Source organism: Streptomyces sp. NPDC029956 (assembly GCF_055574655.1).
This window is the reverse complement of the sequence record NZ_JBVHZJ010000011.1, coordinates 85962-105211: the sequence shown is the minus strand read 5'-3', so window position 1 is coordinate 105211 and position 19250 is coordinate 85962. Positions and strand designations below refer to the sequence as shown.

Sequence of the window (19250 nt, the reverse complement as noted above, 5' to 3'; positions counted from 1 at the left end):
ACCGCAGAGACTCGAAACGTAGAGATACGAAGTAGGACGAGAAAGAGGTCGGATGATGCGTACGCGTCCGCTGAAGGTGGCGCTGCTGGGCTGTGGAGTGGTCGGCTCAGAGGTGGCGCGCATCATGACGACGCACGCCGACGACCTCGCCGCGCGCATCGGCGCCCCGGTCGAGCTCGCCGGCGTGGCGGTCCGCCGCCCGGACAAGGTCCGCGAGGGCATCCCCGCGGAGCTGATCACCACCGACGCCACCGCCCTCGTGAAACGGGGGGACATCGACGTCGTCGTCGAGGTCATCGGCGGGGTCGAGCCGGCCCGCACCCTCATCACCACCGCCTTCGCGCACGGCGCCTCCGTCGTCTCGGCGAACAAGGCGCTGCTCGCCCAGGACGGCGCGAACCTCTACGCCGCCGCCCAGGAGCACGGCCAGGACCTCTACTACGAGGCCGCCGTCGCCGGCGCCATCCCGCTGATCCGCCCGCTGCGCGAGTCCCTCGCCGGCGACAAGATCAACCGCGTGATGGGCATCGTCAACGGCACGACCAACTTCATCCTCGACAAGATGGACACCTCCGGGGCCGGCTACTCCGAGGCGCTCGACGAGGCCACCGCCCTCGGGTACGCCGAGGCCGACCCGACCGCCGACGTCGAGGGCTTCGACGCCGCCGCCAAGGCCGCCATCCTCGCCGGGATCGCCTTCCACACGCGCGTGCGCCTCGACGACGTCTACCGCGAGGGCATGACCGAGGTCACCGCAGCCGACTTCGCCTCCGCCAAGCAGATGGGCTGCACCATCAAGCTGCTCGCCATCTGCGAGCGTGCCGCCGACGGCGAGTCCGTCACCGCGCGCGTGCACCCGGCGATGATCCCGCTCAGCCACCCGCTGGCCTCCGTCCGCGAGGCGTACAACGCGGTCTTCGTGGAGGCGGACGCCGCCGGGCAGCTCATGTTCTACGGCCCCGGGGCGGGCGGCTCGCCGACCGCCTCCGCCGTACTCGGCGACATCGTCGCCGTCTGCCGCAACCGTCTCAACGAGGCGACGGGCCCCGGCGAGTCCGCGTACACGCAGCTGCCCGTGAGCTCCATGGGCGAGGTCGTCACGCGGTACCACATCAGCCTCGACGTGGCCGACAAGCCGGGCGTCCTCGCCCAGGTCGCGACGGTCTTCGCCGAGCACGGCGTATCCATCGATACGGTGCGCCAGAAGGGCAAGGACGGCGAGGCCTCCCTCGTCGTCGTCACCCACCGCGCGCCCGACGCCGCCCTTTCGGGGACCGTCGAGGCGCTGCGCAAGCTCGACACCGTGCGCGGTGTCGCCAGCATCATGCGTGTTGAAGGGGAGTAAGGACCCATGACCCACAAGGGCACCCACCAGTGGCGCGGCATCATCGAGGAGTACCGGGACCGCCTTCCGGTCACGGACACGACGCCCGTCGTCACGCTCCGTGAGGGCGGTACGCCGCTCGTACCCGCTCAGGTCCTCTCCGAGCGCACGGGCTGCGAGGTGCACCTCAAGGTCGAGGGCGCCAACCCCACCGGCTCCTTCAAGGACCGGGGCATGACCATGGCCATCACCAAGGCCAAGGAGGAGGGGGCGCAGGCCGTCATCTGCGCCTCCACCGGCAACACCTCCGCCTCGGCCGCGGCCTACGCGGTACGCGCCGGCATGGTGTCGGCCGTCCTCGTGCCGCAGGGCAAGATCGCGCTCGGCAAGATGGGCCAGGCCCTCGTGCACGGCGCGAAGATCCTCCAGGTCGACGGCAACTTCGACGACTGCCTGACCCTGGCCCGCAGCCTCTCCGAGAACTACCCGGTGGCGCTGGTCAATTCGGTCAACCCGGTCCGTATCGAAGGTCAGAAGACCGCAGCCTTCGAGATCGTGGACATGCTGGGCGACGCTCCCGACATCCACGTCCTGCCCGTGGGCAACGCCGGAAACATCACGGCGTACTGGAAGGGGTACCGCGAGTACGCCACGGACGGTCTCGCGACGCACCGCCCCCGGATGTGGGGCTTCCAGGCCTCCGGTTCCGCTCCGCTGGTGCGCGGCGAGGTCGTCAAGGACCCGTCGACGATCGCCACCGCGATCCGCATCGGCAACCCGGCCTCGTGGGACTACGCGATCGCCGCGCGCGACGAGTCGGGCGGCTTCATCGACGAGGTGACGGACCGTGAGATCCTGCGCGCCTACCGTCTGTTGGCCGCGCAGGAGGGCGTCTTCGTGGAGCCCGCCTCGGCCGCGTCGGTCGCCGGTCTGCTGAAGGCCGCCGAGCAGGGCAAGGTCGACCCGGGTCAGACGATCGTCTGCACGGTCACGGGCAACGGGCTCAAGGACCCCGACTGGGCCGTCGCCGGCGCGCCGCAGCCGGTCACCGTTCCGGTCGACGCGGTCGCCGCCGCCGAGCGCCTCGGTCTGGCCTGATCCTCACCCCTCCGCGCGGGGAAACGTGCTGATCGAAACCCGATCAGGAACGTACATAGGCGCACAGGTTGGCCCGCGACACGCATCGTGCGCCTCCTGTGCGCCCTATGTCGCGGCAGAACCTTCCTTCGATAGGCTGTACCGAACCCGCCCCGACGCATATGCGCGGTGTTGTTGCCGTCGTCGCCTCATTGGCTGAAACGGCCCCCGGGTTCCCCGTACTTCTCTTGAAACACCCGCCGTAACACCCTCTGAAACACCCGCTGTTCCAGAACAACCCGTTGTCGCAATCAAGGAGATCATCGAGCGATGGCCGGTCCAGCGTTCCGCGCCGCCGCCGTACGGGTGCGCGTCCCCGCCACCAGCGCCAATCTCGGTCCGGGCTTCGACGCCTTCGGCCTGTCGCTGGGCCTCTACGACGACGTCGTCGTCCGTGTCGCCGACTCCGGACTGCACGTCGACATCGCCGGTGAGGGAGCCGAGACGCTCCCGCGCGACGAGAGCCACCTGCTCGTACGCTCCCTGCGCACCGCCTTCGACCTGCTCGGCGGACAGCCGCGCGGCCTCGAGGTCGTCTGCGCCAACCGCATCCCGCACGGCCGCGGCCTCGGCTCCTCCTCCGCCGCCATCTGCGCCGGCATCGTCGCCGCCCGCGCCGTGACCATAGGCGGGGACGCCAAGCTCGACGAGGCCGCCCTCCTGGAGCTGGCCACCGAGATCGAGGGCCACCCCGACAACGTCGCCGCCTGTCTGCTCGGCGGATTCACGCTCGCCTGGACCGAGTCCGGTGCCGCGCGGGCGATCAGGATGGATCCCTCGGATTCCATCGTTCCGGTGGTTTTCGTCCCCGGAAAGCCGGTACTGACCGAGACCGCCCGCGGACTCCTGCCGCGCACCGTCCCGCACGTGGACGCCGCGGCCAACGCCGGGCGCGCCGCCCTCCTCGTCGAGGCCCTGACCCGCCGCCCCGAGCTGCTGCTCGCGGCCACCGAGGACCGGCTGCACCAGGAGTACCGGGCTCCCGCGATGCCCGACAGCATCGCCCTGGTGAACCGGCTGCGGGCGGACGGCGTCCCCGCGGTCATCTCCGGCGCGGGCCCCACGGTCCTCGCGCTGGCCGAACACGGGACGGCCGACAAGGTCGCCCGCCTCGCGGGCGAGGGCTGGGCCGCGAACCGGCTCGACCTCGACGCGTCCGGAGCGAGCGTCCTTCCGCTGGCGCCCTAGGCGCGCGGCGGCCGGACGCCGGGCAGCGTCCGGGACAGGAGATTGCCGGTGAGGGAGAGGGGGAATGTTTGTTGGAGCCGGTAGTGTTAACCTCAAGTCAGCACCCGGCGCCTTTGTGGCGCGGTGCTGAGTGTCCCCATCAGGGACCACCGATTCTTCCGGGAGCCTCCCCAACTGCCTGAGCAGCCTGCCTGAGCAGTTTCGAGCACGCTCCGGAACCGGCACGACACCCCTCGCTCTTCTGCAGTGAGGGCCGAGCAGGGGGCGCTCGGGCCGGACCCCAGCACGTTTTCTCTCCGCCGTACCCGGCGGGACCACCGCCCCGGACACGGTCCACCCAACACGGGACCGCTGCCGGACAGCACAACCGGTCGCCGAGCCAGATGGCCGACGTCCGCTCCAGGGAAGGACCCTTCGTGAGCGACACCACCGATCTGATGGGCGTGACTGCCGACAGCAGTGTCGACGCCGCCGCGCCCGCCGCAGGTGCTGCCACCGGCGGCACCGCACGGCGCCGCCGCTCCGGCACCGGCCTCGAGGGCATGGTCCTGGCCGAGCTGCAGCAGGTCGCGTCCGGCCTCGGCATCAGGGGCACCGCGCGGATGCGCAAGAGCCAGCTGATCGAGGTCATCAAGGAGGCGCAGGCCGGTGGAGGCTCCGCCGCCCCCGCCAAGGCCGCCGACGCCGCCGAGACCAAGCCGAAGCGCCGCACCACCGCCAAGACCCGTACGGGTGAGACCGCTGCCGAGGCCGCCGAGCCCAAGGCGGAGAAGGCCGAGAAGGCCGTCGCCCAGCAGCAGATCGACATCCCGGGTCAGCCGGCCTCCGACGACCAGCCCGCGGGCGAGCGTCGCCGCCGCCGTGCCACCGCCCCCGCCGGTTCGCCGGAGGGCGAGGCCAAGGCCGAGGCCGCGCAGGTCGTCAAGACCGAGACCCGTACCGAGGCCAAGGCCGACGCGGGCACCGACACCAAGGCCGAGGCCGCCGTCGACGGCGCCGAGGGCCGTGGCCGCCGTGACCGCGGCGAGCGCGGGGAGCGTGGCGAGCGCCGCGACCGTCGTGACCGTCAGCGCGACCGTGGCAAGGGCGACGAGCAGCAGGGCGGTGGCCAGGGCGGCCAGCGTCAGCGCCAGGGCGGCCAGGGCCAGGGTCAGGGCCAGCAGGTCCAGAGCCAGGGTCAGCAGGGCGGCCAGCAGGCCGGCCCGCAGGACGACTACGACGACGAGGCCGGCGGTCGCCGCGGGCGTCGCGGGCGCTACCGCGACCGCCGTGGGCGTCGTGGCCGTGACGACTTCCAGGCCGGCGAGCCGCAGGTCGCCGACGACGACGTCCTGATCCCCGTCGCGGGCATCCTCGACATCCTCGACAACTACGCGTTCATCCGGACCTCCGGCTACCTGCCCGGTCCGAACGACGTGTACGTCTCCCTCGCCCAGGTCCGCAAGAACGGCCTGCGCAAGGGTGACCACGTCACCGGTGCCGTGCGTCAGCCGAAGGAGGGCGAGCGCCGCGAGAAGTTCAACGCGCTGGTCCGCCTGGACTCGGCGAACGGCATGGCCGCCGACTCCGGCCGCGGCCGCCCCGAGTTCAACAAGCTGACCCCGCTCTACCCGCAGGACCGGCTCCGTCTGGAGACCGACCCGGGCGTGCTGACCACGCGGATCATCGACCTCGTGTCGCCGATCGGCAAGGGCCAGCGCGGTCTGATCGTGGCCCCGCCGAAGACCGGCAAGACCATGATCATGCAGGCGATCGCCAACGCGATCACCACCAACAACCCCGAGTGCCACCTGATGGTCGTCCTGGTCGACGAGCGTCCGGAAGAGGTCACCGACATGCAGCGGTCGGTCAAGGGCGAGGTCATCTCCTCGACCTTCGACCGTCCGGCCGAGGACCACACCACCGTCGCCGAGCTGGCCATCGAGCGCGCCAAGCGTCTCGTGGAGCTGGGTCACGACGTGGTCGTCCTGCTCGACTCGATCACCCGCCTGGGCCGTGCGTACAACCTCGCGGCGCCTGCCTCCGGCCGCATCCTGTCCGGTGGTGTCGACTCGACCGCGCTCTACCCGCCGAAGCGCTTCTTCGGTGCGGCGCGCAACATCGAGGACGGCGGCTCGCTGACCATCCTGGCCACCGCGCTGGTCGACACCGGCTCGCGCATGGACGAGGTGATCTTCGAGGAGTTCAAGGGCACCGGCAACATGGAGCTCAAGCTCGACCGGAAGCTCGCCGACAAGCGCATCTTCCCGGCCGTCGACGTCGACGCCTCGGGTACGCGTAAGGAAGAGATCCTGCTCGGCAGCGACGAGCTCGCCGTCACCTGGAAGCTGCGTCGCGTGCTGCACGCGCTCGACCAGCAGCAGGCGATCGAGCTGCTGCTCGACAAGATGAAGCAGACGAAGTCGAACGGCGAGTTCCTGCTCCAGATCCAGAAGACGACTCCTGGTGGCAAGAACGACGACTGACGTGTGACCTGCGTCATGCGCCAGTCGTACGACAAGGGCGCGGCCTCGGCCTCGTAACCCTGTCGTGACCTGCGTGAACCACTGCGCCCACCGTGCCCCGCACGGTGGGCGCAGTGCTGTTCCGGCCCGCGCTCACCGAAACCTCACAGGCACGTACGCAACCCTTCTGGGCGCATCACCGTCACATATGGTGAATCTAGGGCCCGAGGGATGGCGATGACCGAGCAGAGCAAGAGCGGCCGAATAGGCGGCGCGGGAAGCGGCCGCCGCCGAAAACAGCCCGCCGGGCGCAGCCGCAGGGCGGCCGTCCTGGTCTCGGGCGCACTCGCCGTCCTCGTCCTCGGCGGCGCCGGCCTGGGCTACGTCTACTTCAAGCTCGACGGCAACCTCGAGACCGTCGACATCAACGCCCAGCTCGGCACCGACCGCCCCGACGACGTCGACAACGGCTCCCTCGACATCCTCGTCCTGGGCTCCGACTCCCGCTCCGGTGACAACGGGGCCTACGGCAAGGACGAGGGCGGCGCCCGCTCCGACACCGCGATGGTCGTCCACGTCTACGAGGGCCACAAGAAGGCCAGCGTGGTCTCCATCCCCCGCGACACCCTCATCGACCGGCCGAAGTGCACCGACCCGCAGGGCACCGCCGTCGCCGCCGAGCAGCGGGCCATGTTCAACACGGCGTACGAGGTCGGCGGCCCCGCCTGCGCCGTCAAGACCGTCGAGTCGATGTCCGGCATCCGCATGGACCACTACATCGAGGTCGACTTCACCGGCTTCAAGAAGCTCATCGACAAGCTCGGCGGGGTGGAGATCACCACCACCACGGCCATCAAGGACGGCAAGAGCCACCTCGACCTCGAACCGGGCACCCACACCCTCGACGGCGAGCAGTCCCTCGGACTCGTCCGGACCCGCAAGAGCGTCGGCGACGGCAGTGACCTCGGTCGCATCCAGCTCCAGCAGGCGTTCATGAAGGCCTTCATGAACCAGGTCAAGGACGTCGGCGTCCTCACCAACCCGAAGAAGCTCCTCGACCTCGCCGACGCCGCCACCAAGGCCATCACCCCAGACTCCGAACTCGACTCCGTCCAGGAGCTGATGGGCTTCGCCAAGGGCCTCTCCGGCATCGGCGCCCAGAACGTCCACATGGTCACCCTGCCCGTCGAGTACGACCCCCGGGACCCCAACCGCGTCGTGCCCCTGGAAGCCCAGTCGGCGCAGGTCTGGAAGGCCCTGAAGAAGGATCGGCCGATCCCCGCGTCGGCGACGAAGGACGCGGCCACCGGCCAGGCCGAGGGCATCGTGAAGTAGCACCTCGACCGCCGTCCGAGGCAGCTCAGGAATACTTTCGCCGCAACCCCGGTTTGGGGAGATGCGGCCAGTCCTGGCAGACTGGTACGTCGGCCCCGGTTCACGTTTGCCGCGACCCGCGGAAGCGACCCGGAGCCCTCCCGAAACTAGGAGACACCTTGAAGCGCGAGATTCACCCCGAGTACGTCGAGACCCAGGTCAGCTGCACCTGTGGCGCGTCGTTCACCACCCGGAGCACGCTGACCGAGGGCACCATCCGTGCCGAGGTCTGCTCCGAGTGCCACCCGTTCTACACGGGCAAGCAGAAGATCCTCGACACCGGCGGCCGCGTCGCCCGCTTCGAGGCCCGCTTCGGCAAGGCCGGCTCCGCCAAGTAGCGAGCCCCTGCGCCGGTCCACGGTCGCCCCGCGCGGGTGGCCGGGACCGGCGCTTTGCCGTCCCGTAGCAACTGACGAAAACCCAGGAGCCCCCGATGTTCGAGGCGGTCGAGGAACTGGTCGGCGAGCATGCCGGCCTCGAGACGAAGCTCGCAGACCCTTCGGTCCACGCCGACCAGGCGAACGCGCGCAAGCTGAACAAGCGCTACGCCGAGCTGACCCCGATCGTCGCCACCTACCGGGCCTGGAAGCAGACCGGTGACGACATCGAGACCGCCCGCGAGCTGGCACACGACGATCCCGACTTCGCGGCCGAGGTCAAGCAGCTGGAGAAGGACCGGGAGGAGCTCACCGAGAAGCTCCGTCTGCTCCTCGTCCCGCGCGACCCGAGCGACGACAAGGACGTCATCCTGGAGATCAAGGCGGGCGCGGGCGGCGACGAGTCCGCCCTCTTCGCCGGCGACCTGCTCCGCATGTACCTGAGGTACGCCGAGCGCGTCGGCTGGAAGACCGAGATCATCGACGCCACCGAGTCCGAGCTGGGCGGCTACAAGGACGTCCAGGTCGCCGTGAAGACCAAGGGCGGCAACGGCGCCACCGAGCCCGGCCAGGGCGTCTGGGCGCGCCTGAAGTACGAGGGCGGGGTGCACCGCGTGCAGCGCGTGCCCGCGACCGAGTCCGCCGGCCGCATCCACACCTCCGCCGCCGGCGTCCTCGTCACGCCCGAGGCCGAGGAGGTCGAGGTCGAGGTCCACGCCAACGACCTGCGCATCGACGTCTACCGCTCGTCGGGCCCCGGCGGCCAGTCGGTCAACACCACCGACTCCGCCGTCCGCATCACCCACCTGCCGACCGGCATCGTCGCCTCCTGCCAGAACGAGAAGAGCCAGCTCCAGAACAAGGAGCAGGCCATGCGCATCCTGCGGTCCCGGCTCCTCGCCGCCGCGCAGGAGGAGGCCGAGTCCAAGGCCGCCGACGCCCGCCGCAGCCAGGTCCGCACCGTCGACCGGTCCGAGAAGATCCGCACGTACAACTTCCCGGAGAACCGGATCTCGGACCACCGCGTCGGCTTCAAGGCGTACAACCTGGACCAGGTGCTCGACGGCGAGCTGGACCCGATGATCCAGGCCTGCGTCGACGCCGACTCGGCCGCCAAGCTCGCCGCGGCGTAAGTGGCACCAGTTCCGTAAGCCCCACCCCGCACCACGGAGGACCAGCGTGAACCTGCTGCTTGCCGAGGTGGCCCAGGCCACCCAGCGGCTGGCCGACGCCGGCGTTCCCTCACCGCGTTTCGACGCGGAGGAGCTCGCCGCGTTCGTGCACGGCGTCAAGCGGGGGGAGCTGCACAACGTCAAGGACGCGGACTTCGACGCCCGCTACTGGGAGACCGTCGCCCGCCGCGAGGCCCGCGAACCGCTCCAGCACATCACCGGGCGGGCGTTCTTCCGGTACCTGGAGCTCCAGGTCGGGCCCGGGGTCTTCGTGCCGCGCCCGGAGACCGAGTCGGTCGTCGGCTGGGCCATAGACGCCGTACGCGCGATGGACGTCGTCGAACCCCTCATCGTGGACCTCTGCACCGGCTCCGGCGCCATCGCCCTCGCGATGGCCCAGGAGGTGCCGCGCTCGCGCGTGCACGCGGTCGAGCTCTCCGACGACGCCCTCGTGTGGACCCGCAAGAACGCCGAGGGCTCCCGCGTCACCGTCCACCAGGGCGACGCGCTCAGCGCGCTCCCCGAGCTGGACGGCCAGGTCGACCTGGTCATCTCCAACCCGCCGTACATCCCGCTCACCGAGTGGGAGTACGTCGCACCCGAGGCACGCGACCACGATCCGGAGATGGCCCTCTTCTCGGGCGAGGACGGCCTCGACACCATCCGCGGCATCGAACGCACCGCCCACCGGCTGCTCCGTCCCGGCGGCCTCGTCGTCATCGAGCACGCGGACACCCAGGGCGGGCAGGTGCCGTGGATCTTCAACGAAGAGGCAGGCTGGGCCGACGCCGCCGACCACCCGGACCTGAACAACCGGCCGCGCTTCGCGACCGCCCGCAAGGCCATGCCATGACCGGCATGACCGCCATGACGAACCACGTGTACGAGGAGGCCGGGAACTGATGGCACGGCGATACGACTGCAACGAGGCGACCGACCGCGTGACCGGTCTGCGCGAGGCCGCGTCCGCCGTCCGCCGGGGCGAGCTGGTCGTGCTGCCCACCGACACCGTGTACGGGATCGGGGCGGACGCCTTCAGCAGCGAGGCCGTGGCGGACCTGCTCGCCGCCAAGGGCCGGGGCCGCAACATGCCCACGCCCGTGCTCATCGGCTCCCCGAACACCCTCCACGGCCTGGTCACGGACTTCTCCGAGCAGGCCTGGGAGCTCGTCGACGCCTTCTGGCCCGGCGCCCTCACCCTCGTCGCCAAGCACCAGCCGTCCCTGCAGTGGGACCTCGGCGACACCCGGGGCACCGTCGCCATCCGCATGCCGCTGCACCCGGTCGCCATCGAGCTGCTCACCGAGGTCGGCCCGATGGCCGTCTCGTCGGCGAACCTCACGGGACACCCGTCTCCGGAGGACTGCGACGCGGCCCAGCAGATGCTCGGCGACGCCGTCTCCGTCTACCTGGACGGCGGCCCCACGCCCGGCATCGTCCCGTCCTCGATCGTCGACGTCACGGGCAAGGTGCCGGTACTGCTGCGCGAGGGCGCGCTCTCGCCGGAGGAGCTCCGGAAGGTCGTACCCGACCTCGAGGTGGCGAATTGACCGCCCCTGAGGGGCGTGGCATAGCGGGGTTCGACGACAGCAACACCTTCCGCATCCTCCACGTCAGCACCGGCAACGTCTGCCGCTCGCCGATCACCGAGCGGCTGACCCGCCATGCCCTGAGCGACCGCCTCGGCGACCCTCTCGGCGGCGGCCTGATCGTGGAGAGCGCGGGCACCTGGGGCCACGAGGGCGCCCCGATGGAGGCCAACGCGGAACTGGTCCTCGCCGACTTCGGCGCGGACTACAGCGGCTTCGTGGGGCGGGAGCTCCTCGACGAGCACGTCATCCGCGCGGACCTGGTCCTGACGGCGACCCGCGACCACCGCGCCCAGGTCATCTCGATGGGCCACTCGGCGGGCCTGCGCACCTTCACCCTGAAGGAGTTCACCCGCCTGGTCCGCGCGATAGACCCGGCTACGCTCCCGGACGCCCACGACGAGGGCATGGTGGAACGCGCGCGTGCCCTGGTCCGCGCTGCAGCGGCTCTACGCGGGTGGCTGCTGGCCCCGTCGGTGGACGCGGACGAGGTCAACGATCCGTACGGAGCCCCGATCACCTTCTTCCGCTCGATCGGCGACGAGATCAACCAGGCGCTGGAGCCGGTGGTGACGGCGCTGACGGGCGTCTCGGCGCGCGACTGACGGGCGCACGAGCCCGAGACGACCGGCGTACGAGCCCGCGACCGACGGGCGTGCGAGCCGGCCACCGACCGGCGTCGCGAGGCGCGACCGCCGTTCGCGCGGTGCGTGCCCGCCGTTCACCGGGCGCGTGGGGGAGTGCGTGCCTACATTGGTGACATGTCGGTCACCGCTCCCCCCGATGAGGCTCTCGACGTCCTGCGCCGGCAGGACCCCGAGATCGCCGACGTGCTGCTCGGAGAGACGCGGCGGCAGGCCGACAGCCTGCAGCTGATCGCCGCCGAGAACTTCACCTCGCCCGCCGTTCTCGCCGCCCTCGGCTCCCCGCTCGCCAACAAGTACGCCGAGGGGTATCCCGGCGCACGTCACCACGGTGGCTGCGAGTACGCCGACGCCGCCGAGCGGATCGCCGTGGAACGGGCCACAGCGCTGTTCGGGGCCGACCACGCGAACGTCCAGGCCCACTCGGGCTCCGCGGCCGTCCTGGCGGCGTACGCGGCCCTCCTGAGGCCAGGTGACACGGTCCTGGCCATGGGCCTGGACCACGGCGGGCACCTCACCCACGGTTCGCCCGCCAACTTCTCCGGGCGCTGGTTCGACTTCGTCCCGTACGGCGTCGACGCCGAGACAGGGCTCGTCGACTACGAACAGGTCGCCGCGCTCGCCCGCCACCACCGCCCGAAGGCGATCGTGTGCGGCTCCATCGCGTACCCCCGGCACCTCGACTACGCGCTCTTCCGCGAGATCGCCGACGAGGTCGGCGCCTATCTCATCGCCGACGCCGCCCATCCCATCGGCCTGGTCGCCGGGGGAGCGGCCCCCAGCCCCGTCCCGTACGCCGATGTCGTCTGCGCGACCACGCACAAGGTGCTGCGCGGCCCGCGCGGCGGGATGATCCTGTGCGGGCGGGACCTCGCGGGGCGGATCGACCGGGCCGTCTTCCCGTTCACCCAGGGCGGCGCCCAGATGCACACCATCGCGGCGAAGGCGGTGGCCTTCGGCGAGGCGTCCACCCCGGCGTTCACCGGGTACGCCCACCAGGTGGTCGAGCACGCGCGCGTGCTCGCGGCCGCGCTCGCCGCCGAGGGGTTCGCGCTGACGACCGGCGGCACCGACACCCACCTCATCACCGCCGACCCGGCGCCCCTGGGGGTCGACGGCCGCACGGCCCGTGCCCGGCTCGCCGCCGGCGGCATGGTCCTCGACACATGTGCGCTTCCTTACGGGGAGGGGCGCGGCATCCGGCTCGGTACCGCCGCGGTCACCACCCAGGGGATGGGGGCCCCGGAGATGGCGCAGATCGCCGGGTTGTTCACCGCGGCGCTGCGTGACGATCCCGCGGAGACGGCCCGGGTACGGGCGGAGGTACGGGGGCTGACCGGGCGATTTCCCCCGTATGGAGGCTGAGGCGAGGTCACGGAAAGTCGCTGTGCAACCGTTCGGGTGGTCCAGGTGTCTCCAAGCACATGGACGGCACGGCTAGGGTGTGGGGCTGAGATGGCCAGCGAAACCTGTGGGGCAGCCCGTGCGTGATTACCTGCTGACGCTCTGTGTCACGGCCGCGGTGACCTATCTGCTCACCGGTCCGGTGCGGAAGTTCGCCATCGCGACCGGGGCGATGCCGGAGATCCGTGCCCGAGACGTACACCGAGAACCGACTCCGCGGCTCGGTGGCATCGCCATGTTCTTCGGGCTGTGCGCGGGACTTCTCGTCGCCGACCACCTGCAGAACCTGAACAGCGTCTTCGAGCTCTCCAACGAGCCGCGCGCGCTGCTCTCCGGTGCCGCCCTGATCTGGCTGATCGGCGTCCTGGACGACAAGTTCGAACTGGACGCCCTGATCAAGCTGGGCGCGCAGATGATCTCGGCGGGCGTCATGGTGGCGCAGGGTCTGACGATCCTGTGGCTGCCGATCCCGGGTGTCGGCGTCGTCTCGCTGACCCCGTGGCAGGGCACGCTCCTGACCGTCGCCCTGGTCGTCCTCACCATCAACGCGGTCAATTTCGTCGACGGCCTCGACGGTCTCGCGGCCGGCATGGTCTGCATCGCCGCCGCCGCCTTCTTCCTGTACGCGTACCGCCTCTGGTACGGCTACACGATCGAGGCCGCCGCCCCCGCGACGCTCTTCACCGTCATCCTCATGGGCATGTGCCTGGGCTTCCTGCCGCACAACATGCACCCGGCGCGGATCTTCATGGGCGACTCCGGCTCGATGCTGATCGGTCTGATCCTGGCGGCCTCGGCCATCTCGATCACCGGTCAGGTCGACCCGGACGCGCTGAAGATCTTCGAGGGTTCGACCCGTGAGGCCACGCACGCCGCGCTGCCGGTCTTCATCCCGCTGGTGCTGCCGCTGACGATCATCGCGATCCCGATGGCGGACCTGATCCTCGCGATCGTGCGCCGTACGTGGAAGGGCCAGTCGCCGTTCGCGGCCGACCGGGGGCACCTGCACCACCGGCTCCTGGAGATCGGGCACTCGCACAGCCGCGCGGTCCTGATCATGTACTTCTGGTCGGCGCTCATCGCCTTCGGAACGCTGGCGTACTCGGTCCACTCGGCGTCGATGTGGATCGTCCTCTGCGTCGTCGGTCTCAGCGCGATCGGCCTGGTGCTGCTCCTGCTGCCGCGCTTCACCCCGCGCGCGCCCCGCTGGGCCGAGTCGGTCGTACCGCCTCGCTACCGACGCCGCAAGCGGGTTCCCGTCGCGGAGGCCGCTCCTGAGCCCGTCGTGGTCGAGGAGGAGCGCATTCCGGTGCCGGCGGGGATCAACGGCGCCACCGCCATCGGCAACCGGGGGCGCTTCACCGACAGGCGGAAGGCCGGAACGCCAAGTTGACGAAAGCCGCATGCGCGGCCATTAGCAGACAAGGCGTCGTGCCGCCGCGCACACACGCGCGGGGTAACTCTCATGTGTGACAGTTGGCACACCTTATGGGTAAAGACCTATTCAAATAGTTTGTGATACCGTTCACGAGACCCGGCGGCAGTGCCGAAAGACCGTAGTGCGACGGTCTGTTGGCCCCGAGACCCACCTCGGACCGGGCTTACGCTCGTCCTTGACGACACCATCGCCCCCTTCAGCAAGCGGAGACACCGCCATGCCGTCCAACGACGCACGCATCCTTCTGCACACCGTCATCCCCACCGCTGCCGTCGGCGCGATCGCCACGGTCATCAGCGCTGTGGTCGCCGGTGGCAAGGGCGCGCTCGGCGCCGTCGTCGGCACCCTGGTCGTGCTCCTCTTCATGGGGATCGGGCAGGTCGTCCTGCAGCGGACGGCGAAGTCGCTCCCGCATCTGTTCCAGGCCATGGGGCTCATGCTCTACACGGCGCAGTTGCTGGTGCTCTTCATCTTCCTGGCCTTGCTCAAGAACACCACGCTGTTCAACTTCAAGGCCTTCGCTTTCACGCTGCTCGCGACGACCGTGGTGTGGGTCGCCGCACAGGCCCGTGCCTACATGAAGGCCAAGATCACGTACATCGACCCCGGAAACACGGGGTCGAAGTCGTGAAGGGTAGGGCCGGGATAAAGCCGCGTTCGGCTTCCTGCTATCGTCCGGTGCCAACTGCGGCACTGCGGGCGCGGGCATCCGAGACGCCTGTCCCAGCGCGAGGCTCGATGCCGAACCGCCGCCCCCTTATCCGTAAGACCAGTCCAGTGCCGACCCGCGGCTGCGTGCCGCGCCGACACAACGAGGTTGCCGTACCTATGCGCCACGCTGAAGGAGCCCGCGGTGAGTGCTGACCAGACGCTTGCCTTCGACCCGGATTGCCACATCTTCAGTGGATGTGGCTTCCCGGCGCCGGGCCTGCACACGTTCATGTACGAGCCCATCGCGACGGTGGGGGGCATCGAGATCACCAAGCCGATGCTGCTCGCCCTCCTGGGCTCCATCGTGGTCGTCGGGTTCTTCTGGGCCGCGTTCCGCAAGCCCAAGCTGGTCCCCGGCAAGCTGCAGATGGTTGGCGAGGCCGGCTACGACTTCGTGCGCCGCGGCATCGTCTACGAGATCATCGGCAAGAAGGACGGCGAGAAGTACGTCCCCTTCATGGTGTCGTTGTTCTTCTTCGTCTGGATCATGAACCTCTGGTCGATCATTCCGCTCGCCCAGTTCCCGGTCACCTCGCTGATCGCCTTCCCGGCCGGTCTCGCGCTGATCGTCTACGTCATGTGGATCTCGCTGACGTTCAAGAAGCACGGCTTCGTCGGCGGCTGGAAGAACATCGTCGGCTACGACAAGTCGCTCGGTGCGATCCTTCCGATGGTCGTCGTCCTCGAGTTCTTCTCGAACCTGCTGATCCGGCCCTTCACGCACGCGGTGCGACTGTTCGCGAACATGTTCGCCGGTCACCTGCTGATCGTGATGTTCTCGCTGGCCACCTGGTACCTCATGAACGGCCTGGGCTTCGTCTACGCCGGCGCCTCGTTCGTGATGGTCCTCGTGATGACCGCCTTCGAGCTCTTCATCCAGGCCGTCCAGGCGTACGTCTTCGTCCTCCTGGCCTGCAGCTACATCCAGGGCGCGCTCTCCGAGCACCACTGAGCCGATCCGTCCCGGATCGTAGCTTCACCCCCAATCCAACAGTCGTCCGGTGGCCAACCCCCACCGGGTCATTGAAAGAGAAGGAAGTAACGGCATGTCCGCTGCTCTCGACATGGTCAACCTCGCCGCCGGCGCCAAGGAGAACGTGGTCGGCAACGTCGCGTCGATCGGCTACGGCCTGGCCGCCATCGGCCCCGGCGTCGGCGTCGGCATCATCTTCGGTAACGGTACGCAGGCTCTCGCCCGTCAGCCCGAAGCTGCCGGCCTGATCCGCACCAACCAGATCATGGGCTTCGCGTTCTGTGAGGCGCTCGCCCTCATCGGCATCGTCATGGGCTTCGTCTACCAGTAAGCCGGACCGACAGCCCGATTCTTTTACGGAAGGCACTGATGTGAACGCGCTGCTTCTTGCGCAGGCGGAGGAGCCCCAGCCTCCTCTGATCCCGCATCTCGACGAGCTCGTCATCGGCCTGATCGCCTTCGTCATCGTCTTCGGTTTCCTCGCCAAGAAGCTCCTCCCGAACATCAACAAGGTTCTGGAGCAGCGTCGCGAGGCCATCGAGGGTGGCATCGAGAAGGCCGAGTCGGCCCAGATCGAGGCTCAGAGCGTGCTGGAGCAGTACAAGGCCCAGCTCGCCGAAGCCCGCCACGAGGCCGCGCGTCTTCGCCAGGAGGCGACGGAGCAGGGCACCGCGATCATCCAGGAGATGAAGGCGGAAGGCCAGCGCCAGCGCGAGGAGATCATCGCGGCCGGCCACACGCAGATCGCGGCCGACCGCAAGGCCGCTTCTGCCTCGCTGCGTCAGGACGTGGGCAAGCTCGCCACCGACCTGGCCGGCAAGCTGGTCGGCGAGTCCCTCGAGGACTCCGCCCGCCAGAGCCGGACGATCGACCGCTTCCTCGACGAGCTCGAGGAGAAGGCGGAGGCCGTCCGATGAACGGAGCGAGCCGTGAGGCACTGGCCGCCGGACGTGAGTCCCTCGACGCGCTGACCGACAACACGTCGGCCGACGCGACGACGCTCGCGAACGAGCTGGCCGCAGTCACCACGCTGCTCGACCGCGAGGTGTCGCTGCGCCGGGTCCTGACCGACCCCGCGCAGTCGGGCGAGGCCAAGGCCGAGCTCGCGCAGCGACTCCTGAGCGGTCAGGTGGGCGGCGAGACCGTCGACCTGGTGTCCGGCATGGTGCGTTCCCGCTGGTCGCGTTCGCGTGACCTGGTCGACGCGGCCGAGGAGCTGGCGAACACCGCCGACCTCACCGCGGCGCAGAAGGCGGGCGCCCTCGACGGTGTCGAGGACGAGCTGTTCCGCTTCGGCCGGATCGTGTCCTCCAGCCCCGAGCTCCGCTCGGCGCTGACGGACAAGGCCGCCACGGCCACCGCCAAGGGCGAGCTGCTCCGCAGCCTGCTCGGCGGCAAGGCCAACGTCACCACCGAGCGCCTGGTCGTCCGTCTGGTGACCCAGCCCCGTGGACGTAGCCTGGAAGCGGGACTCGAGTCCCTCTCCAAGCTCGCCGCGGCGCGCCGGGACCGGATGGTCGCCGTCGTCACCACGGCGGTGCCGCTGTCGGACCAGCAGAAGCAGCGCCTCGGAGCCGTACTCGCGAAGCTGTACGGCCGCGAGATGCACCTGAACCTGGACGTGGACCCCGCGGTCCTCGGCGGGATCACGGTGCAGGTCGGCGACGAGGTCATCAACGGCTCGATCGCGGAGCGCCTCGACGAGGCGACCCGTCGACTGGCCGGCTGACGACCGTCACCAGCACAAGGCATCACAGCTACACAGCTACACCAGCGGCCCGGTTGGGCCGTGCAGAGATTGCAGAAGATTCCTGGGGGTCGGCCCCCAGACCCCTTAAGAAACTTCGGGCCCAACAAGGAGAGCAGGGAACCCAGATGGCGGAGCTCACGATCCGGCCGGAGGAGATCCGGGACGCACTGGAGAACTTCGTCCAGTCGTACCAGCCGGACGCGGCCTCGCGCGAGGAGGTCGGCACGGTCAGCCTGGCCGGTGACGGTATCGCGAAGGTCGAGGGTCTTCCCTCGGCCATGGCGAACGAGCTGCTGAAGTTCGAGGACGGGACCCTCGGTCTCGCGCTGAACCTCGAAGAGCGCGAGATCGGTGCGATCGTCCTCGGCGAGTTCAGTGGCATCGAGGAGGGTCAGTCGGTGCAGCGCACCGGCGAGGTCCTCTCCGTCGGTGTCGGTGAGGGTTACCTGGGTCGCGTCGTCGACCCGCTCGGCAACCCGATCGACGGTCTCGGCGAGATCGCGACCGAGGGCCGCCGCGCCCTCGAGCTGCAGGCCCCGGGCGTTATGGCCCGTAAGTCGGTGCACGAGCCGATGGAGACCGGCTACAAGGCCGTCGACGCCATGACGCCGGTCGGCCGTGGTCAGCGTCAGCTGATCATCGGTGACCGTCAGACCGGCAAGACCGCTCTGTGTGTCGACACGATCATCAACCAGCGCGACAACTGGCGCTCGGGCGACGTGAACAAGCAGGTCCGCTGCATCTACGTCGCCGTCGGCCAGAAGGGCTCGACCATCGCGTCCGTTCGCGGCGCCCTGGAAGAGGCCGGTGCGCTCGAGTACACGACGATCGTCGCCGCCCCGGCGTCCGACCCGGCCGGCTTCAAGTACCTGGCGCCGTACACCGGCTCCGCCATCGGCCAGCACTGGATGTACCAGGGCAAGCACGTCCTGATCGTCTTCGACGACCTGTCGAAGCAGGCCGACGCCTACCGCGCCGTGTCGCTGCTGCTGCGCCGCCCGCCGGGCCGTGAGGCCTACCCGGGTGACGTCTTCTACCTGCACTCGCGTCTGCTCGAGCGCTGCGCGAAGCTCTCGGACGAGCTGGGTGCCGGTTCGATGACCGGTCTTCCGATCGTCGAGACCAAGGCGAACGACGTGTCGGCGTTCATCCCGACCAACGTCATCTCCATCACCGACGGCCAGTGCTTCCTGGAGTCCGACCTGTTCAACGCCGGCCAGCGTCCGGCCCTGAACGTCGGTATCTCGGTCTCGCGTGTCGGTGGCTCCGCCCAGCACAAGGCGATGAAGCAGATCTCCGGTCGCCTCCGCGTGGACCTGGCCCAGTTCCGTGAGCTCGAGGCGTTCGCCGCCTTCGGTTCCGACCTGGACGCCGCCTCCAAGGCGCAGCTGGAGCGTGGACAGCGCATGGTCGAGCTGCTCAAGCAGGCTCAGTACCAGCCGATGCCCACCGAGAACCAGGTCGTCTCCGTCTGGGCCGGTACCACCGGCAAGATGGACGACGTCCCGGTCGCCGACATCCGCCGCTTCGAGGCCGAGCTCCTGGCGTACCTGCGCCAGAGCCACTCGGGCCTCATGACCTCCATCCGTGAGGGCGGCAAGATGTCCGACGACACCCTGCAGGCCGTGGGCGACGCCATCGCGGAGTTCAAGAAGCAGTTCGAGACCTCTGACGGCAAGCTGCTGGGCGAGGACGCTCCTGCCGCCGTCAACGTCTCGAAGTGAC

Annotated in this window: 18 protein-coding genes; all 18 read left to right on the top strand. The window is 69.6% G+C overall.

From position 1 onward, the window contains the following. Positions 1-52 precede the first annotated feature (52 nt). The 18 genes from ACZ4XX_RS11695 to atpA all read left to right on the top strand — a co-directional run bounded on the left by ACZ4XX_RS11695 (position 53) and on the right by atpA (position 19249). Complete coding sequence (locus tag ACZ4XX_RS11695) at positions 53-1345, top strand: homoserine dehydrogenase (RefSeq protein WP_209496821.1); 1293 nt, start codon at positions 53-55, stop codon at positions 1343-1345. A gap of 6 nt (positions 1346-1351) precedes the next feature. After that, entirely contained in the window at positions 1352-2422 is a 1071-nt protein-coding gene (thrC, locus tag ACZ4XX_RS11690) for a threonine synthase (RefSeq protein ID WP_468507743.1), read from the top strand. 309 nt (positions 2423-2731) lie between these two features. Next, the gene (gene thrB, locus ACZ4XX_RS11685) at positions 2732-3649 is read left to right on the top strand and encodes a homoserine kinase (protein WP_030321061.1); all 918 of its coding nucleotides are present in this window, start codon (positions 2732-2734) and stop codon (positions 3647-3649) included. A 416-nt stretch (positions 3650-4065) separates the two neighbouring features. Next, positions 4066-6114 carry a transcription termination factor Rho gene (gene rho / locus ACZ4XX_RS11680; protein WP_468507742.1) on the top strand — a complete coding sequence of 683 codons (2049 nt, stop codon included), beginning with the start codon at positions 4066-4068 and terminating at the stop codon, positions 6112-6114. 216 nt (positions 6115-6330) lie between these two features. After that, a complete protein-coding gene (locus ACZ4XX_RS11675) occupies positions 6331-7428 on the top strand; it encodes an LCP family protein (RefSeq protein WP_468507741.1) in 1098 nt (365 codons plus the stop codon). A gap of 158 nt (positions 7429-7586) precedes the next feature. Beyond that, positions 7587-7805: a 50S ribosomal protein L31 gene (gene rpmE / locus ACZ4XX_RS11670; RefSeq protein ID WP_030321069.1), complete on the top strand. Its 219-nt coding sequence runs from the start codon at positions 7587-7589 to the stop codon at positions 7803-7805. 95 nt (positions 7806-7900) lie between these two features. Further along, a complete protein-coding gene (gene prfA / locus ACZ4XX_RS11665; protein ID WP_328942529.1) occupies positions 7901-8977 on the top strand; it encodes a peptide chain release factor 1 in 1077 nt (358 codons plus the stop codon). Positions 8978-9023: 46 nt separating this feature from the next. Continuing rightward, positions 9024-9869, top strand: coding sequence for a peptide chain release factor N(5)-glutamine methyltransferase (prmC, locus tag ACZ4XX_RS11660; protein ID WP_015036198.1), 846 nt, complete (start codon positions 9024-9026; stop codon positions 9867-9869). 49 nt (positions 9870-9918) lie between these two features. Beyond that, the gene (locus ACZ4XX_RS11655) at positions 9919-10566 is read left to right on the top strand and encodes an L-threonylcarbamoyladenylate synthase (RefSeq protein WP_266896677.1); all 648 of its coding nucleotides are present in this window, start codon (positions 9919-9921) and stop codon (positions 10564-10566) included. Continuing rightward, entirely contained in the window at positions 10563-11210 is a 648-nt protein-coding gene (locus ACZ4XX_RS11650; protein ID WP_406062184.1) for an arsenate reductase/protein-tyrosine-phosphatase family protein, read from the top strand. Before ACZ4XX_RS11655 ends, ACZ4XX_RS11650 begins: the two co-directional genes overlap by 4 nt. Positions 11211-11366: 156 nt before the next feature. Then, a complete protein-coding gene (locus tag ACZ4XX_RS11645; RefSeq protein ID WP_468507740.1) occupies positions 11367-12614 on the top strand; it encodes a serine hydroxymethyltransferase in 1248 nt (415 codons plus the stop codon). A 118-nt stretch (positions 12615-12732) separates the two neighbouring features. Continuing rightward, positions 12733-14046 (top strand): MraY family glycosyltransferase, encoded by a 1314-nt coding sequence (locus ACZ4XX_RS11640; RefSeq protein ID WP_468507739.1) that lies wholly within the window; start codon positions 12733-12735, stop codon positions 14044-14046. 262 nt (positions 14047-14308) lie between these two features. Next, positions 14309-14722, top strand: coding sequence for a hypothetical protein (locus ACZ4XX_RS11635; protein ID WP_073912432.1), 414 nt, complete (start codon positions 14309-14311; stop codon positions 14720-14722). A 222-nt stretch (positions 14723-14944) separates the two neighbouring features. Beyond that, positions 14945-15754: a F0F1 ATP synthase subunit A gene (atpB, locus tag ACZ4XX_RS11630; RefSeq protein ID WP_319309821.1), complete on the top strand. Its 810-nt coding sequence runs from the start codon at positions 14945-14947 to the stop codon at positions 15752-15754. Positions 15755-15848: 94 nt separating this feature from the next. Further along, the gene (gene atpE / locus ACZ4XX_RS11625) at positions 15849-16106 is read left to right on the top strand and encodes an ATP synthase F0 subunit C (RefSeq protein WP_093874070.1); all 258 of its coding nucleotides are present in this window, start codon (positions 15849-15851) and stop codon (positions 16104-16106) included. A 40-nt stretch (positions 16107-16146) separates the two neighbouring features. Next, positions 16147-16692 carry a F0F1 ATP synthase subunit B gene (locus ACZ4XX_RS11620; protein ID WP_030321090.1) on the top strand — a complete coding sequence of 182 codons (546 nt, stop codon included), beginning with the start codon at positions 16147-16149 and terminating at the stop codon, positions 16690-16692. Continuing rightward, complete coding sequence (locus tag ACZ4XX_RS11615; protein WP_468507738.1) at positions 16689-17504, top strand: F0F1 ATP synthase subunit delta; 816 nt, start codon at positions 16689-16691, stop codon at positions 17502-17504. The genes ACZ4XX_RS11620 and ACZ4XX_RS11615 overlap by 4 nt, the downstream gene beginning before the upstream one ends. A 146-nt stretch (positions 17505-17650) precedes the next feature. After that, complete coding sequence (gene atpA / locus ACZ4XX_RS11610) at positions 17651-19249, top strand: F0F1 ATP synthase subunit alpha (protein ID WP_406062196.1); 1599 nt, start codon at positions 17651-17653, stop codon at positions 19247-19249. Position 19250: the final 1 nt, after the last annotated feature.

Bases quoted from the DNA above. Each gene is read 5' to 3' on its own strand.
- ACZ4XX_RS11635 (WP_073912432.1), top strand. From the start codon at position 14,309: ATGCCGTCCAACGACGCACGCATCCTTCTGCACACCGTCATCCCCACC.
- prfA (WP_328942529.1), top strand. From the start codon at position 7,901: ATGTTCGAGGCGGTCGAGGAACTGGTCGGCGAGCATGCCGGCCTCGAG.
- ACZ4XX_RS11645 (WP_468507740.1), top strand. From the start codon at position 11,367: ATGTCGGTCACCGCTCCCCCCGATGAGGCTCTCGACGTCCTGCGCCGG.
- atpE (WP_093874070.1), top strand. From the start codon at position 15,849: ATGTCCGCTGCTCTCGACATGGTCAACCTCGCCGCCGGCGCCAAGGAG.
- ACZ4XX_RS11615 (WP_468507738.1), top strand. From the start codon at position 16,689: ATGAACGGAGCGAGCCGTGAGGCACTGGCCGCCGGACGTGAGTCCCTC.
- thrB (WP_030321061.1), top strand. From the start codon at position 2,732: ATGGCCGGTCCAGCGTTCCGCGCCGCCGCCGTACGGGTGCGCGTCCCC.
- atpA (WP_406062196.1), top strand. From the start codon at position 17,651: ATGGCGGAGCTCACGATCCGGCCGGAGGAGATCCGGGACGCACTGGAG.
- ACZ4XX_RS11655 (WP_266896677.1), top strand. From the start codon at position 9,919: ATGGCACGGCGATACGACTGCAACGAGGCGACCGACCGCGTGACCGGT.
- thrC (WP_468507743.1), top strand. From the start codon at position 1,352: ATGACCCACAAGGGCACCCACCAGTGGCGCGGCATCATCGAGGAGTAC.
- ACZ4XX_RS11675 (WP_468507741.1), top strand. From the start codon at position 6,331: ATGACCGAGCAGAGCAAGAGCGGCCGAATAGGCGGCGCGGGAAGCGGC.
- ACZ4XX_RS11695 (WP_209496821.1), top strand. From the start codon at position 53: ATGATGCGTACGCGTCCGCTGAAGGTGGCGCTGCTGGGCTGTGGAGTG.